The sequence below is a fragment of the Cryobacterium mannosilyticum genome (assembly GCF_004402705.1).
Classification (GTDB): domain Bacteria; phylum Actinomycetota; class Actinomycetes; order Actinomycetales; family Microbacteriaceae; genus Cryobacterium; species Cryobacterium mannosilyticum.
In genome coordinates this window covers 169,949-185,703 of record NZ_SOFM01000007.1, presented here as the reverse complement: position 1 = coordinate 185,703, position 15,755 = coordinate 169,949, and the positions used below count along the sequence as shown (strand labels likewise).

At 67.0% G+C, this 15,755-nt stretch carries 18 protein-coding genes; 12 read left to right on the top strand and 6 right to left on the bottom strand.

Annotated elements, in window-relative coordinates; genetic code table 11:
- Nucleotides 1-4: 4 nt before the first annotated feature.
- Genes E3O32_RS02350 through E3O32_RS02335 form a run of 4 tightly spaced genes read left to right on the top strand, consistent with a single transcriptional unit; the run spans nt 5 to nt 3,723 of the window.
- Entirely contained in the window at nt 5-646 is a 642-nt protein-coding gene (locus tag E3O32_RS02350; RefSeq protein WP_134506606.1) for an ABC transporter permease, read from the top strand.
- Nucleotides 639-1,943: an ATP-binding cassette domain-containing protein gene (locus E3O32_RS02345; protein ID WP_241974485.1), complete on the top strand. Its 1,305-nt coding sequence runs from the start codon at nt 639-641 to the stop codon at nt 1,941-1,943. Before E3O32_RS02350 ends, E3O32_RS02345 begins: the two co-directional genes overlap by 8 nt.
- Nucleotides 1,940-2,686, top strand: coding sequence for an ABC transporter permease (locus E3O32_RS02340; protein WP_134506604.1), 747 nt, complete (start codon nt 1,940-1,942; stop codon nt 2,684-2,686). The genes E3O32_RS02345 and E3O32_RS02340 overlap by 4 nt, the downstream gene beginning before the upstream one ends.
- Before the next feature lie 44 nt (nt 2,687-2,730).
- A complete protein-coding gene (locus tag E3O32_RS02335) occupies nt 2,731-3,723 on the top strand; it encodes a glycine betaine ABC transporter substrate-binding protein (protein ID WP_134506602.1) in 993 nt (330 codons plus the stop codon).
- Here E3O32_RS02335 and E3O32_RS02330 read toward each other — a convergent pair.
- Nucleotides 3,720-4,661, bottom strand: a complete 942-nt coding sequence (locus E3O32_RS02330) for a COX15/CtaA family protein (RefSeq protein ID WP_134506600.1) — start codon at nt 4,659-4,661, stop codon at nt 3,720-3,722. The genes E3O32_RS02335 and E3O32_RS02330 overlap by 4 nt on opposite strands.
- Before the next feature lie 270 nt (nt 4,662-4,931).
- Between E3O32_RS02330 and sufB the strand changes: the two genes are divergently transcribed.
- From sufB to E3O32_RS02295, 7 genes are all read left to right on the top strand, one after another.
- The gene (gene sufB / locus E3O32_RS02325; protein WP_134506599.1) at nt 4,932-6,350 is read left to right on the top strand and encodes a Fe-S cluster assembly protein SufB; all 1,419 of its coding nucleotides are present in this window, start codon (nt 4,932-4,934) and stop codon (nt 6,348-6,350) included.
- Nucleotides 6,351-6,431: 81 nt separating this feature from the next.
- A complete protein-coding gene (gene sufD, locus E3O32_RS02320) occupies nt 6,432-7,601 on the top strand; it encodes a Fe-S cluster assembly protein SufD (protein ID WP_134506597.1) in 1,170 nt (389 codons plus the stop codon).
- Nucleotides 7,602-7,603: 2 nt separating this feature from the next.
- A complete protein-coding gene (locus tag E3O32_RS02315; RefSeq protein ID WP_134506595.1) occupies nt 7,604-7,930 on the top strand; it encodes a non-heme iron oxygenase ferredoxin subunit in 327 nt (108 codons plus the stop codon).
- An 83-nt stretch (nt 7,931-8,013) separates the two neighbouring features.
- On the top strand, nt 8,014-8,778 hold the full coding sequence (gene sufC, locus E3O32_RS02310; protein WP_134506594.1) for a Fe-S cluster assembly ATPase SufC: 765 nt from the start codon (nt 8,014-8,016) through the stop codon (nt 8,776-8,778).
- A gap of 4 nt (nt 8,779-8,782) precedes the next feature.
- Nucleotides 8,783-9,112: a metal-sulfur cluster assembly factor gene (locus tag E3O32_RS02305; protein WP_134506592.1), complete on the top strand. Its 330-nt coding sequence runs from the start codon at nt 8,783-8,785 to the stop codon at nt 9,110-9,112.
- A 173-nt stretch (nt 9,113-9,285) separates the two neighbouring features.
- Entirely contained in the window at nt 9,286-9,912 is a 627-nt protein-coding gene (locus E3O32_RS02300) for a TetR/AcrR family transcriptional regulator (RefSeq protein WP_134506590.1), read from the top strand.
- Between the two features lie 95 nt (nt 9,913-10,007).
- Nucleotides 10,008-11,606 carry an ABC-F family ATP-binding cassette domain-containing protein gene (locus E3O32_RS02295; RefSeq protein WP_134506588.1) on the top strand — a complete coding sequence of 533 codons (1,599 nt, stop codon included), beginning with the start codon at nt 10,008-10,010 and terminating at the stop codon, nt 11,604-11,606.
- A gap of 64 nt (nt 11,607-11,670) precedes the next feature.
- Here the strand turns inward: E3O32_RS02295 and E3O32_RS02290 are convergent, their stop codons facing one another.
- From E3O32_RS02290 to E3O32_RS02280, 3 genes are read right to left on the bottom strand one after another with little or no spacing between them, the layout of a single operon-like run.
- A complete protein-coding gene (locus E3O32_RS02290; RefSeq protein ID WP_134506586.1) occupies nt 11,671-12,513 on the bottom strand; it encodes an SURF1 family cytochrome oxidase biogenesis protein in 843 nt (280 codons plus the stop codon).
- Nucleotides 12,510-12,737 (bottom strand): hypothetical protein, encoded by a 228-nt coding sequence (locus E3O32_RS02285; RefSeq protein ID WP_134506584.1) that lies wholly within the window; start codon nt 12,735-12,737, stop codon nt 12,510-12,512. The genes E3O32_RS02290 and E3O32_RS02285 overlap by 4 nt, the downstream gene beginning before the upstream one ends.
- Entirely contained in the window at nt 12,734-13,024 is a 291-nt protein-coding gene (locus E3O32_RS02280) for a DUF3099 domain-containing protein (protein ID WP_241974483.1), read from the bottom strand. The genes E3O32_RS02285 and E3O32_RS02280 overlap by 4 nt, the downstream gene beginning before the upstream one ends.
- 125 nt (nt 13,025-13,149) lie before the next feature.
- Here E3O32_RS02280 and fabG point away from each other — a divergent pair, with 125 nt between their 5' ends.
- Complete coding sequence (fabG, locus tag E3O32_RS02275; protein ID WP_134506582.1) at nt 13,150-13,860, top strand: 3-oxoacyl-ACP reductase FabG; 711 nt, start codon at nt 13,150-13,152, stop codon at nt 13,858-13,860.
- On the opposite strand, the gene serB is transcribed toward fabG, so the two are convergent.
- Complete coding sequence (serB, locus tag E3O32_RS02270) at nt 13,857-14,504, bottom strand: phosphoserine phosphatase SerB (protein ID WP_134506580.1); 648 nt, start codon at nt 14,502-14,504, stop codon at nt 13,857-13,859. The genes fabG and serB overlap by 4 nt on opposite strands.
- The gene (gene glgC, locus E3O32_RS02265) at nt 14,501-15,745 is read right to left on the bottom strand and encodes a glucose-1-phosphate adenylyltransferase (protein ID WP_134506578.1); all 1,245 of its coding nucleotides are present in this window, start codon (nt 15,743-15,745) and stop codon (nt 14,501-14,503) included. The genes serB and glgC overlap by 4 nt, the downstream gene beginning before the upstream one ends.
- Nucleotides 15,746-15,755: the final 10 nt, after the last annotated feature.

Here is a 15,755-nt window from a genome sequence, read left to right as displayed (position 1 = left end):
CGCCATGCTGGATTTCCTGGGCGACCGGTATGAGCAGATCCTGTTCTCCAGCTGGCAGCACTTCAGCCTCGTCCTGCAGTGCCTGGTGCTGGCGACCGTGCTGGCCGTGGTCATCGCCGCGCTCGTCTACCGCAGCCGTGCGCTGACCGGTGTCGTGAACTCGGTCTCCGCCATCGGCCTGACCATCCCGTCCTTCGCCCTGATCGGCCTGCTGATCTCACCGTTCGGTTTCGGTGTGCTCCCGGCCGTGATCGTGGTCGCGTTCTTCGCGACGCTGCCCATCCTCCGGAATGCCGTCGTCGGTCTGTCCGGTATCGCGCCGACCGTGGTCGAGGCGGCACGGGGGATCGGCATGAGCCGGTTCAGGACCCTGGTCCAGGTCGAACTGCCGCTGGCCTGGCCGATCATCCTGACCGGTATCCGGGTCTCGGCCCAGATGGTGATGGGCGTGGCCGCGGTGGCGGCGTACGCGCTCGGCCCGGGCCTCGGCGGGTTCATCTTCTCCGGTCTTTCCCGGCTCGGCGGCGCCAACTCGTTCGAATCCGTGGTCACCGGTGTCGTCGGGGTCATCATCCTGGCCCTCATCCTTGATCTCCTGCTCGTCGGCCTCGGCCGCCTGACCATCCCGCGAGGTATCCGTGCCTGAACAAACACCGACCAGAGCGGCCGCCACCGTCGTGACCGGGGTCGGCATCCTGCTCGACCACGTGACCAAGCGCTACCCCGGCCAGGCCAGGCCGGCCGTCGACGGCCTCACCATGGAGATCCCTGCGGGCAAGACGGTCATGCTGGTCGGCCCATCCGGCTGCGGCAAGACCACGACGCTCAAGATGATCAATCGACTCATCGAACCGTCCGAGGGGCGGATCGTCGTCGACGGCGACGACGTCACGCAGATGAACGGCGACCGGCTCCGTCGGGGAATCGGCTATGTGATCCAGGCCGGCGGCCTGTTCCCGCACATGACGGTCGCCACGAACATCGGCATCGTGCCCCGGATGCTCGGCTGGAGCAAGGAGCGCATCGCGGCGCGGGTCGACGAGTTGCTCGAGCTTGTATCACTGGACCCTGAGCAGTACCGGGACCGGTTCCCGAAGGAACTCTCCGGCGGCCAGCAGCAGCGCGTGGGCGTCGCCCGGGCACTCGCCGCGGATCCGCCCGTGCTGTTGATGGACGAGCCCTTCGGGGCGGTGGATCCGATCACCCGCCTCCGTCTGCAGGACGAGCTGATCAACATCCAGGACGAGCTGCAGAAGACCATCGTCTGCGTGACCCACGACTTCGACGAGGCCGTGAAACTGGGCGACTGGATTGCGATCTTCGACGAGGGCGCCCAGCTCGTGCAATACGACACACCGGAACGGATCCTGGGCAACCCCGCCAACGAGTTCGTCGAGAACTTCATCGGGTCAGGGGCCGGGCTGAAGCAGCTCACGCTGACGAGGGTCGCCGATGTCGCGATGGAGGAGGCGGTACTCGCCCGTCCGGGCGAGCAGGCGCGGGACGTCCTGACAAGGATTGTCGCCGCCGGGCACGGCCATGCGGTGGTCGTCGACTCGCGCGAGCGTCCCATCCAATGGCTTTCCCGCCGCAAGCTCGGCCGGCTCGGGACGATCGGTTCGACGCCGGATCCGGCCCTGCCCGTCGTGGGGAGCAGGGCGACGCTCAGCGACGCGCTCGACACGATGCTCGTGTCCAGCGCCGGGGCTGCGCTCGTGACGGGCCGCCGTGACGTGTTCAAGGGCGTGATCGACATCAAGACCGTCATGGACGCGATCGGCCGGTCTCAGGATGCGGCGGCGCTGGACTCCACGGATGCCCCCGTCGGGCTGAACACGGGTATCTTCAGCGCAATAGCCGCCGGCGACGAGAGTGACGACGGTGCTCCCGCCGACAGTCCCGGTCCGGTGGTTGCGGCCGGCGACGCCCCGGCAGCGCCATGAGCAGGGCCCCCGCGCCAGGCCGCACCGCCTGGCGCGGCCTGGCGCTGCAGTTGGCCGGGATCGTCGCCGCCGGGCTGGGCCTCGCGGGCTGGCTGGCCACGGCGAACCTGTCGAAGACCGAGCTGACGACGCTCGCCCCGGCCGCCCTGTGGGGCTACACCGTCGAACACCTGCAGCTCACCCTCGTCGCGGCCGTGATCGTGCTGCTGATCGCGGTGCCGCTCGGGATCGCCCTCACGCGCACCGCGATGCGGCGGTTCACCGGTCCGGTGCTCACCGCCGCGAACATCGGTCAGGCCGCCCCCGCAATCGGGCTGGTCGTGCTCCTCGCATTCTGGCTGGGGTTCGGTTTCTGGGCGGCGACCATGGGTCTCGTGCTCTACGCACTGCTGCCGGTGCTGCGGAACACGATCGTCGGGCTCCAGCAGGTGGACGCCCGGCTGGTGGAGGCCGGCCGGGGGATGGGGATGAGCGCCGTCGCCGTGCTGGTGCGCGTCGAACTCCCCCTCGCGGTACCGGTCATGCTCGCCGGCATCCGCACCGCCATGGTCCTGCTGGTCGGAACCGCGGCCCTCGCCACGTTCATCAACGGGGGTGGACTCGGCATCCTGATCACGACCGGGGTCAACCTGAAGCTCACCGCCGTGCTCGTGACCGGCTCGCTGCTGGTGGCGCTCCTCGCCCTCCTGGTGGACTGGCTCGGCCGCGTCGTCGAACAACTCGCCCGGCCGAAGGGCCTCTGATGACCCTCCGTTCCACCACGCTGATACACGAGAAGGGCCGAACCATGACGAATCGACGACGACGTCTGGTCGCGCCGGCAACTCTTCTGGTCGCCGGGCTCGCCCTGACGGGCTGCGGACTCTCACCGGCCACCTCCTATGTGCCTGCCGTCGGTCCGGGCACCATCCGGCCGATCCCCGGACTCGGGAACGCGTCACTCACGGTCACCTCGAAGAACTTCACCGAGCAACTCATCCTCGGGAAGATCGCGGTGCTGGCCGCACAGGCCGCCGGGTTCGAGGTCACGGACCTGAGCAACCTGCCCGGAAGCCAGCCCGCGCGTGAACTCCTCGCCCTCGGCCAGGCCGACTTCATGTGGGAATACACCGGCACGGCCTGGCTGACCTACCTCGCCCGGTCCGAGGGCATCCCCGACCAGGCGGCCCAGTGGAAGGCCGTGCACGACGCCGATCTGGCGAACGGGCTCACCTGGGGCAGTCCCGCCCCGATGAACAACACCTACGCCCTGGCCATCCGCAGCGAGGCGGCCGCGGCTCTCGGCGGAATCAGCACGATGTCGCAGATCGCGGCGCTTCCCGTGGCGGAACGCACCTTCTGCGTCGAGGCGGAATTCAATTCCCGCTCCGACGGCTTCAACCCGATGCTCGAAACCTACGGGCTCGAGCGTGGAGCGGCCGGCGTCCCGGACGCCAACGTGGGAGTCTACGACGGCGGCGCGGTGTACAGCGCCACCGACAAGGGGGACTGCAACTTCGGCGAGGTATTCACGACTGACGGCCGTATCGACTCCCTCGGCCTGACCGTGCTGACCGACGACCGGGCGTTCTTCCCGGCTTACAACGTGGCCCCCGTGTACTTCACCGACACCCTGACGAAGCACCCGGAGCTGGCGGATGTCTTCGACCAGATCACGCCTGCTCTCACCGACAAGGTGCTCAGGTCCCTCAACCGCAAGGTCGACGTCGACGGTGAAGAACCCGCCGACGTCGCCTTCGCCTGGATGAAGGCCAGGGGATTCATCACCGATCCCGCTTAACGGGCGGCGGCGCTCTCCGCGAGCGGGCCGGACGCCGGCGACGCAATCGCAGACGGCACGGTGAGGTTCAGCAGGACCGCGGTCATCGCCGCCGCGAGCACGCAGGACAGCACCATGTGTATGCCGACCAGCGCGGGCGGGAGCCCGATGTTCGCCTGGAGCAGGCCGACGCCGATCTGGCCGGCCTCGATGATCAGCAGCAGCACGGCCCAGCCGCGCGGCGGGAGCGCCAGGGCGACGGAGGCGATCACGAGGGCGATCGTCAGGGCAAGGGTGGCATAGGCCGGCCAGCTGTGCACGTGCTGGAGCAGCTCGGAGTCGAGGCCGTTGCGCGGCGCGTTCGCATCGCCGGCGTGCGGGCCAGAACCGGTGGTGACGATCCCGACGAGGATGGTGACCAGGATGAGCGCGCCCGTGGAGTACGCGAGGAACCGGAACCACCCGGGGACGGCCGGCATCCGGTGTGGGTTTCCGGTGTAGACGCGGTGCAGGAAGATCGTGCAGAGGACGACGAGGGCGACCGAGATGACGAAGTGCAGCCCGACCACATACGGGTTGAGCTGGACGAGTACGCTCACTCCGCCGATGACCGCCTGCGCGGGGATGCCGAGGCCGGCGATGAGCGCAAGCCAGAACAGGTCGGGACGCGACCGGCGCAGTCGCACGACCGCCAGGAACGCGGCGATCGCGACCAGCCCCAGCACGACGCCGAGCAGTCGGTTGCCGAACTCGATCACACCGTGGATGCCCATTTCGGGCGTGTTGACGAAGGAGGCGTCCGTGCACCGGGGCCAGGTCGGGCACCCGAGGCCGGAACCGGTGAGCCGCACCAGGCCTCCCGTGCCCACGAGAAGAATCTGGGCGGCGAGGTAGATCCAGGCCACCACTCGAACCCGTTTGTCAACGCTCGCGGGCAACCATTCCGAAATCCGTTTCACCGGTTCTGCTTCCTCTTCGCTGTGGCACATGTGAAAACGCCGGATCGCACTACTAATCCCACCGCTAACCTGTAGAATTAAGTGTTTCCTGGGCGGCCGGGCCGCGGTTGACACAACCGAGGCTGAGAAAACCACGTCGTCCTTAAACATCTTAGGTACGCAACGTAGCCGCCCACACAACCCGTTCCCTCGCCGGGTCTCCTTCGGAAGACCAGACCGGGAATGACCGGACTAATATCCGGGTTGCCGTGGGTGGGAGAAGAGGTATATATGTCTGACGTCCTGCTCGACCGCCCCGAACTCGCGGGGCTCGGTGTCTACGAATTCGGGTGGTCCGACTCCGACGCGGCCGGCGCATCGGCCCGCCGTGGCATCTCACCGGAGGTTGTCACCGACATCTCCAAGCTCAAGAACGAGCCTGCCTGGATGCTGAAGCGTCGGCTGAAGGCCCTCGAACTCTTCGAGCGCAAGCCCATGCCGACCTGGGGTGCCGACCTGTCCGGCATCGACTTCGACAACATCAAGTACTTCGTCCGCTCCACGGAGAAGCAGGCCCAGACCTGGGATGACCTGCCCGACGACATCAAGAACACCTACGAGAAGCTCGGCATCCCCGAGGCCGAGCGCCAGCGACTCGTCTCCGGCGTCGCCGCCCAGTACGAGTCCGAGGTGGTCTACCACCAGATCAACGAAGAGCTTGAAGCCCAGGGCGTCATCTTCATGGACACCGACACAGCGCTCAAGGAGCACCCGGAGATCTTCCAGGAGTACTTCGGCACCGTCATCCCCTCGGGCGACAACAAGTTCGCCGCGCTGAACACCTCGGTCTGGTCCGGCGGCTCCTTCGTCTACGTGCCGCCCGGCGTGCACGTCGAGATCCCGCTGCAGGCCTACTTCCGGATCAACACCGAGAACATGGGCCAGTTCGAGCGCACCCTGATCATCGCCGACGAGGGCAGCTACGTTCACTACATCGAGGGCTGCACCGCCCCGATCTACTCCTCGGACTCGCTTCACTCCGCGGTCGTCGAGATCATCGTGAAGAAGAACGCCCGCGTTCGGTACACGACCATCCAGAACTGGTCGAACAACGTCTACAACCTCGTCACCAAGCGTGCCACGGCTGCCGAGGGTGCCACGATGGAATGGATCGACGGCAACATCGGGTCCAAGGTGACCATGAAGTACCCGTCGATCTACCTGATGGGCGAGCACGCCAAGGGCGAGACGTTGTCGGTGGCTTTCGCCGGACCCGGTCAACACCAGGACGCCGGCGCCAAGATGATCCACATGGCGCCGTACACCCAGTCGTCGATCGTTTCGAAGTCCATCGCCCGTGGCGGCGGCCGTTCCGGTTACCGAGGCGAGGTGCGAGTGGATGCCACCGCGCACCACTCCGCGAACACGGTGCGCTGCGACGCCCTGCTGGTCGACACCCAGTCCCGCTCCGACACCTACCCGTCGATCGACATCCGGGTCGACGACGTGCAACTCGGCCACGAGGCCACGGTTTCCCGGGTCAGCGAAGAGCAGTTGTTCTACCTGATGAGCCGCGGCATGCCCGAGGACGAGGCGATGGCCATGATCGTGCGCGGCTTCATCGAACCGATCGCCCGGGAACTCCCGATGGAGTACGCCCTCGAACTCAACAAGCTCATTGAAATGGGCATGGAAGGATCCGTCGGCTAAATGTCCGCCGCCCCCACACCTACACACGCCCCACCCACACAAGAATCGGCAGTGACCCCCACGGTGCCAACAACCGAAGCAATGCCCACCGAAGAGCAGCACGGAATCAAGGAACACTCGGACGGGCGGTTCGGTTTCGTGCCGGTCCAGACCCGATCCGACCGTTTCAAGAGCGTCAACGTCGCGGACTTCGCGCCGGTGACCGGGCGCGAGGCCGTCTGGAAGCTCTCGCCGGTCGCCAGGTTCACCGACCTCACGGGCGGTGACCTGGACGGTTCCGTCTACCCTGTGGAGTCCACCCCGGCCGCCGACATCACCGTCGGCTGGGTCGACCGGGATGATTCCCGGATCGGCACCGCCGGAGCGCCGGAGGAACGCGCCGCCGCCAACGCCTGGAGCAGTTTCGACCAGGCCCTGGCGATCACGGTCGGCGGCGAGGAGGCGAAGGAGATCACGGTCACCCGTGCCCACCTCGGCTCCGCGCCTCGCGGCGCGCACACCATCATCGAAGCCAAGCCGTTCAGCCAGGCCGTCGTGATCCTCGAGAACGTCGGGGGCGCGCGCCTCACCGAGAACGTCGAAATCATCCTCGGCGAGTCTGCGAACCTCACCGTGGTGACCCTCCAGGAATGGAACGACGGTGCGGTGCACCTGGCCAACCACTTCGCCTCGATCGGACGCGACGCGCGCCTCAAGCACATCGTGGTGTCGCTCGGCGGCAGCATCGTGCGGGTCAACCCGTCCGTGCGCCTGGCCGGACCCGGCTCTGACACGGAACTCCTCGGGCTCTACTTCGCCGACGCCGGGCAGCACCTCGAACAGCAGGTCTACGTGAACCACGACGCGCCGAACAGCCGCAGCCGGGTGACCTACAAGGGCGCGCTGCAGGGCACGGGCGCACGCACCGTCTGGATCGGCGACGTGCTGATCGGCCGCACGGCGGCCGGCACCGACAGCTACGAGCAGAACCGCAACCTCGTGCTGACCGAAGGTACCCGCGCCGACTCGATCCCGAACCTGGAGATCGAGACCGGCGACATCAAGGGTGCCGGCCACGCCAGCGCAACCGGACGCTTCGACGACGAGCAGCTCTTCTACCTGCAGTCCCGCGGCATCACCGAGGATGAGGCCCGCCGGCTCGTCGTGCGCGGCTTCCTCAGCGAAATCGTGCAGCAAATCGGGTCCAAACCACTCGAGGACCGGCTCCAGGCAGCGATCGAAGCGGAACTCCGCGGAACAGAGGAAAAGTAACCATGGCGTCCACGAAAATCTGCGCGTTCGACGAGCTCGAACCGAATGAGGCCGTCAAGGTCGAAATCGACGGGGTGCCCATCGTGGTCGTCCGCGACGCAGCCGGGGACGTGTTCGCCATCGGCGACACCTGCACGCACGGGGACATCTCCCTGTCCGAGGGATTCGTCGAAGACGACACCGTCGAATGCTGGGCCCACGGTTCCAAGTTCTCCCTCAAAACGGGCAAGCCCCTGAACCTGCCGGCCTACGAACCGGTACCGGTCTTCAAGGTCGACCTGATCGACGGCGATGTCTACATCGACCCGTCCGTCATCGTGCCCGTCTGACCTGGTCGAGTTCCGACCCAGTGGCCACCAGCCACCCCAACGTACCGGTCCCAGCGCCGGAGAATGAAAGAGATAGCGAATCCATGTCTGTTCTTGAGATCAAAGACCTGCACGTCAGCGTCGAGACCGACCAGGGCACCAAGCAGATCCTGCGCGGGGTCGACCTGACCATCAAAGAGGGCGAAATCCACGCCATCATGGGCCCCAACGGCTCGGGCAAATCGACCCTCGCGTACACGATCGCCGGCCACCCCAAGTACAAGGTCGACAGTGGCTCGATCCTGCTCGACGGCGAAGAGGTCACCACCATGACCGTGGACCAGCGCGCCCGGGCCGGCCTTTTCCTGGCCATGCAGTACCCGGTCGAGATCCCCGGCGTCACCGTCACGAACTTCCTCCGCACCGCCAAGACCGCGATCGACGGAGAGGCCCCGGCCATCCGCACCTGGATCAAGGACGTCCGCGAGTCGATGGCGCGCCTTCGGATGGACAAGAGCTTCGCCGAGCGCAACGTCAACGAGGGCTTTTCGGGCGGCGAGAAGAAGCGCAACGAGATCCTCCAGCTCGAACTGCTCAAGCCGAAGTTCGCCATCCTCGACGAGACCGACTCCGGTCTCGACGTCGACGCGCTCAAGATCGTGTCGGAGGGCGTCAACCGGGCCAAGGAGAACACCGGCCTCGGACTGCTCCTGATCACGCATTACACCCGCATCCTGCGCTACATCACGCCGGACTTCGTGCACGTGTTCGTGGACGGACGGATTGCCGAACAGGGCGGCCCCGAACTCGCCGACCGGCTCGAGGACGAGGGCTACGATCGCTTTCTGACCGAATCGAACGTAGGCTAAAAGCATGGTTTCATCGCTGACACCGGCGCGATTCGACGAAATCGAAGAAGCGCTCAAAGATGTCATGGACCCCGAGCTGGGCATCAACGTCGTCGACCTCGGCCTGATCTACGACCTGGGCTGGGACGACGAGAACGACGCCCTCATCATCCACATGACGCTGACCTCCGCGGGCTGCCCGCTGACCGACGTGCTCGAAGAACAGACCGCCGAGGCGCTGGACGGCGTCGTCGACCAGTTCCGCATCAACTGGGTCTGGATGCCGCCGTGGGGCCCGGAGAAGATCACCGACGACGGGCGCGACATGATGCGCGCCCTCGGCTTCTCGATCTAGCGCACGGCCTCCCGCCCCGGCCGGCGGCGCGGAGTGCACACACAACGGATGTCCGCGCAGCCTGGCTGCACGGGCATCCGTTCTGTCGTCCGGGGGCCGACGCCTCGAGGCAGTGACCTCCAGAGATGCGTATTGGATCACCATTCCAGTGAGTGGAATGCTATTCTAATGTCATGGAGAATTCGCCTGATTCACCGGCAACGCGGCGCACGAGGCAGGGCGCGGCCACCCGAGAGGTGATCGTCGAGGCCGCCCAGCGGCTGATGCTCGAACGCGGGTACATTCCGACGTCGATCGCCGCGATCGCGGCGAACGCCGGTGTCGCAGTGCAGACCGTCTACAACTCCATCGGCGGTAAGGCCGACCTGCTCGCGGCGGTGCTCGATCGCACCGCCGCCACGGAGGCACCGGGTCTTGTCGCCGCTGCCGGACCGGGACCGGCGGCGCCCGCCCGGTCGGCGGGCGAGGTCATCCGCATCCTCGCGGCGGGGATCGTCGAGGCGAACACCCGCACCGCGGGCGTGCACCGGGTGATCCTTCAGGCCGCGGGCGTCGACCCGGACGTGGCGAAACTCGAACTGCGGCGCTCGTCACAGCGCCTCTACCACTATGGCGAGGCCGCCTCCACGCTGCGCGGACTCCGCGGTCTGCGAGCGGGCCTGAGCGACCACGAGGCTGCGGCCGCGATCTGGGCGATCGGGCACCCTCAGGTGTACCGGTCGTTGGTTCTCGATCTCGGCTGGTCCGGCGCGGCCTACCGGGACTGGGTCGAAAAGACCCTCTCCGCGGCGCTGTCTTAGCTTCGCGCGCGCACGGAGACGGGCGAACAAATATACTGGATAGCTGGCCCGGTTGGGCCGGAGACTCCCACAACCCCCGTGAACGGACTATTGCTGTGCTCAGTGTGCAAAATCTCGAGATCCGAGTTGGGGCGCGCGTGCTCATGGAAGACGTCAGTTTCCGGGTCTCCGCCGGCGACAAGATCGGTCTGGTCGGCCGAAACGGTGCGGGCAAGACCACCCTGACGAAGACGTTGGCGGGGGAGACCGTGCCGACCAAGGGCCAGATCGACCGGTCCGGTGAAATCGGCTACCTGCCCCAGGACCCCCGCTCCGGTGACCCGGAGATGCTCGCCCGCACCCGGATCCTCGACGCCCGCGGCCTCGGCACGATCTCCCTGGGGCTGAACCAGGCCGGACTCGACATGGGAAGCACCGATCCCAAGGTCGCCGCGAAGGCGATGCGCACCTATGGAACGCTGACCGACCAGTTCAACGCGCTCGGCGGGTATGCGGCCGAGGCGGAGGCCGCGTCGATCGCCAGCAACCTCAACCTTCCCGACCGCATCCTGGACCAGCAGCTGAAGACCCTCTCCGGTGGTCAGCGGCGCCGGATCGAACTCGCGCGGATCCTGTTCTCGGCCGCCGAGACGATGATCCTCGACGAACCGACCAACCACCTCGACGCCGACTCCGTCGTCTGGCTGCGGGAGTTCGTCAAGAGCTACCGCGGCGGTTGCATCATCATCAGCCACGACATCGAACTTGTCGGTGACACCGTCAACCGGGTCTTCTACCTCGATGCCAACCGCATGGTCATCGACATCTACAACATGAACTGGAAGAACTACCAGCGCCAGCGCGTCGCCGACGCGGACCGCCGCAAGAAGGAACGCGCCAACGCGGAGAAGAAGGCGTCCACGCTGCAGTTGCAGGCCGCCAAGTTCGGTGCCAAAGCAAGCAAGGCCGCGGCCGCCCACCAGATGGTGGCCCGCGCTGAGAAGCTGTTGTCCGGACTCGACGCCGTGCGCGCGGTGGACCGCGTCGCCAAGCTGCGGTTCCCCGAGCCCGCGCCGTGCGGCCGCACTCCGTTGATGGCGACCGATCTGTCCAAGAGCTACGGTTCGCTGGAAATCTTCGCTGCCGTGGACCTCGCCATCGACCGCGGCTCCAAGGTTGTCATCCTCGGCCTTAACGGCGCCGGCAAGACCACTCTGCTGCGGATGCTCGCCGGCGTGGACAAACCGGACACCGGACGGATCGAACCCGGCCATGGCCTGCGGATCGGCTACTACGCGCAGGAACATGAGACGATCGACGTCAAGCGCAGTGTGCTCGAGAACATGGTCTCCTCCTCGCCCAACATCACCGAGATGGAGGCACGGCGGGTCCTCGGCTCGTTCCTGTTCACCGGCGACGATTCGCACAAGCCGGCCGGGGTGCTCTCCGGTGGGGAGAAGACCAGGCTCGCCCTCGCCATGATCGTCGTGTCCGGCGCCAACGTGCTGCTCCTGGACGAACCGACCAACAACCTGGACCCGGCCAGCCGTGAGGAGATCCTTGACGCTCTCGCCCACTACAGCGGTGCTGTGGTGCTCGTCAGCCACGATGAGGGGGCCGTCGAAGCCCTCAACCCCGAGCGGGTCCTGATCATGCCCGAGGGCACTGAGGACCACTGGAACAAGGACTACCTCGACCTGATCACCCTGGCCTGATCACCCTGGCCTGACCTGCCGGCGCACGGCATCCTGAGCCGGACGCCGTGCGTGCCAGGCAGGGTCAGCGCGGGGAGTCGATCAGGTCGTCCTCGACCTCGGCGTCGCTGCGCGGCTTCGCGGCCTGCCGTCGGGCCCGTTCGAGGGCCCGGGCGCGTTCCTGCGGGTCGTCGGCGTTGACCGACCGGAACTCCTGGCGAATGGCCCAGCCCAGTGCGACGAACGCGAGCAGCGCGAAGACGAACCACTGGAACGCGTAGGACAGGTGCGGGCCCTCGTCCCGCGCCGGCCGGGTGACCGCCACCGGTCGTTCTCCCGGCGCCGGGTCCTCCGACTTCATCAGGCCGTAGGCGCCGGTGTAGGTCGGGAGGCCGAGTCGGCCCTGCACCTCGGTGAGGTTGATCGTGGCGATCTGGTTCCCGAGCGCTGAACGACCGGCCAGGGATGGTTCGCCGGCCTTCAGCCGGGCGACGACGGTCACCTCGCCGTCGGGCGCCTCGGGGACCGACGTCGGCGCCTCCGGGGTGTCGCCGGTCGGCAGCCAGCCGCGATCGACGATGAAGACGGTGCCGTCCGTCAGGCGAAGCGGCGTGAGCACCTCGAAGCCGGGGTGGATGTTGAGCGGACGGTTCCGCACGATCAGTTCGTCGGCCTTCAGATAGGTCCCGGTGATCACGACGGGCAGCCATTTCTGGGACTCGGCGAAGGACTGGCGGTCGGGCAGAGCCTGCTCCAGCGGGATCGGCTCGGAGTCGAAGTTGGCGTCCACCTTGACGATCTCGGCCAGGGCCTCGGCCCGGCGGGCGAGCTGCCAGGTTCCCAGTCCCGCACAGATCGCGGCGAAGAGGATGGTGAGCGCGAGGTAGCCGGCCCAGCGCCGGGTGAACGCGAACTTCCAGCCGATCACGCCTGGTCCGTCTCGGCAGACAGGGGAGCAACCGTGAGCGGGAAGTCGCGCGTCGCCAGGAACTCCCTGAGGTAGTCGACGTGGAGGTCGCAGGCGAGCCAGGTCTTGAACCGGTCGCCCGTGTGGATGCGGGGATTGCGCCAGTCCAGTCGCCAGATCGCATCCGAGCGGCAGCCGGCCCGGGAGCAGGTCGCCGTCTCCAGGTCGGTGCCGAGTCCGATCACTGCGGGCCGCTCTCGTCCGGCTTGCGGTAGACCTCGATCGCGCCGGGCCGAACCACGGTGCCGGCCTGGGCGCCACCGTGCACGTTGGCCACGACGACGGCGAAGTAGGGCAGGAGGATGGCCCCGGCGGCGCAGACGAGCAGCCACCAGCCGTGCACGAACAGCATGAGCACGATGCAGATCATCCGGATGCCCATGGCCACCGAATATTTGATCATCCGGGCGCGTCGCTCCGCCTCCGGTGACGGAGGTAAAGAGGTGATCGACTGCTGTTTCATGAATGCCATCGCTCCGGTCAGCCGGCTAAAGTTCCGCCTGATAAGCCTACGTCTCGTCGACCGACAAGGACGTCGTAAACTGAAATCTACGTGCGCGCGGCTGTCCGTTCGCTGGGAAAAGATTGGACCACCCCATGACGACTGTCCGGACCGTTCTCGTGACCGGGGGAAACCGAGGAATCGGCTTCTCCATCGCCGAGGAATTCGTCAAGCAGGGACACCGGGTGGCGGTGACCGCCCGCTCGGGCCAGGGGCCGGAGGGCAGCCTGACCGTGCGCGCGGACGTCACCGACGCCGCGTCGATCGACGCCGCGTTCAGCGAGATCGAGGCCGCGCTCGGCCCGGTCGAGGTCGTCGTCGCCAACGCGGGCATCACCCGCGACACCCTGCTGATGCGGATGACCGAGGACGACTTCACCTCCGTGATCGACACCAACCTCAGCGGCGCGTTCCGGGTTGTGAAGAGGGCATCCAAGGGGATGCTCAAGGGCCGCTTCGGCCGGATCGTGCTGATTTCCAGTGTCGTCGGCCTGTACGGCTCCGCGGGGCAGGTGAACTACTCCGCGTCCAAAAGCGGCCTGGTCGGGCTTGCCCGGTCCGTCACCCGGGAACTCGGGGCCAGGGGGATCACGGCGAACGTCGTCGCGCCCGGCTTCATCGAGACCGACATGACCGCGCAACTGTCCGAGACCCAACAGGCCGACTACAAGAAGAGCATCCCGGCCGGTCGTTTCGCCACCCCCGGCGAGGTCGCCCGGGTGGTGACCTGGCTGGCCGGCGACGATGCCGCCTACATCTCCGGCGCGGTCATCCCCGTCGACGGCGGATTGGGCATGGGACACTAACCGCGCAGGCCGAGCACGGGCAGCACCTGGCTGAGGTCGCAGACGTCGATCGCCAGGTCGGCCCGGGCCCGCACCACGGGTTTCGCGTTGAAGGCGATGCCCAGGCCTGCCGCGTGCATCATCAGCAGGTCGTTCGCACCGTCCCCGACGGCGACGGTCTGCCGGAGCGGCAGCGACTCCGCCGCGGCCCACTCCGTGAGGGCGGCCGCCTTGGCCCTGGCATCGATGATCGGACCGACCAGGCCGCCGGTCAACCGGCCGTCGATTGCCTCCAGCCGGTTCGCCCGCCAGTGGTCGAGGCCGAACCGGGCGGCGAGCGGGTCGAGGACCTCGTGGAAACCCCCGGACACCACCCCGACGCTGCAGCCGTGGGCGTGCAGGCCCGCGATCAGTTCGTGCACCCCCGGCGTCGGCCGGATCAACCGTACGACCTCCTCGAAGACCCCGGTGGACAGCCCGGCCAGGGTCTTCACCCGCGCCCGGAGGCTCTCGGCGAAGTCGATCTCACCGCGCATGGCCTGTTCGGTGACCGCCGCGACGAGTTCGAGGGAACCGGCGGCATCCGCCAGCAACTCGATGACCTCGTTTTCGATGAGGGTGGAATCGGCATCAAGGACAACGAGGAATCGAACGGGATCGGTCACGGCTGTACGTGCACGCCCTTGCCGACCACGGTGATGCCGGAATCGGTGACGCTGAAACCCCGGGCCAGGTCGCGGTCGCGGTCGACGCCGATCTGGGCGCCGGCACCGACGATGACGTCCTTGTCAAGGATCGCCCGGCGCACGATCGCGCCCGGTTTGATCTGCACCCGGTCGAAGACGATCGAGTCCACCACCTGGGCGCCGGAGTCGATCGCGGCCCACGGGCCGAGCACACTGCGTTCGATGTGCGCCCCGGAGATGACGCAACCGAGGGAGACGATCGAGTCGATCATGGTGCCGAGGGCGCCGTGCACGTCCCGGACGAACTTCGCCGGCGGCGAGTTCAGCTGCTGGCTGAAGATCGGCCACTTCTGGTTGTAGAGATTGAAGACGGGAAGCGCGCTGATCAGGTCCTGGTGGGCCTCGAAGAACGAATCCATCGTTCCCACATCGCGCCAGTAGTACCGGTCGCGGTCGGTCGACCCCGGCACCACGTTGCGCTGCAGGTCGTACACGCCTGCTTCGCCGCGGGACACGAAGTCCGGGATGATGTCGCCGCCCATGTCGTGGCTGGAATCGGTGCGCTCGCCGTCGCGGAGAACGGCCTCGATCAGCGCGTCGGCGTTGAAGACATAGTTGCCCATCGAGGCGAACACCTCGTGCGGGGCATCGGCGAGGCCGACGGCATCCTTGGGCTTCTCACGGAAGTCCCGGATGTGGTCCGGCGTGGCCGCGTCGACCTCGATGACGCCGAACTGGTCGGCGAGTTCGATCGGCTGCCGGATCGCGGCGACGGTGGCCTGCGCCCCGGAGGCGATGTGGGCGGCGATCATCTGGCTGAAGTCCATGCGGTAGACGTGGTCGGCGCCGACGACGACGACGATGTCCGGCTTCTCGTCGTGGATCAGGTTCAGGCTCTGCAGGATCGCGTCGGCCGAGCCGCTGAACCAGCGTTTGCCGAGCCGCTGCTGGGCGGGCACCGAGGCGATATAAGAGTTGAACAGGCCGCCGGAGACATGCCAGGTCTGCGAAACGTGGCGGTCCAGGCTGTGCGACTTGTACTGGGTGAGCACCACGATCTGGGTGAGCCCGGAGTTGATGAGATTGGACAGCGCGAAGTCAATCAACCGGTAGTGGCCGCCGAACGGCACTGCCGGCTTCGCGCGGTCCTCGGTCAACGGCATCAGCCGTTTTCCCTCGCCGCCGGCAAGCACGATTCCAAAGATCTTCTTCGACTCCATACCCTTACAG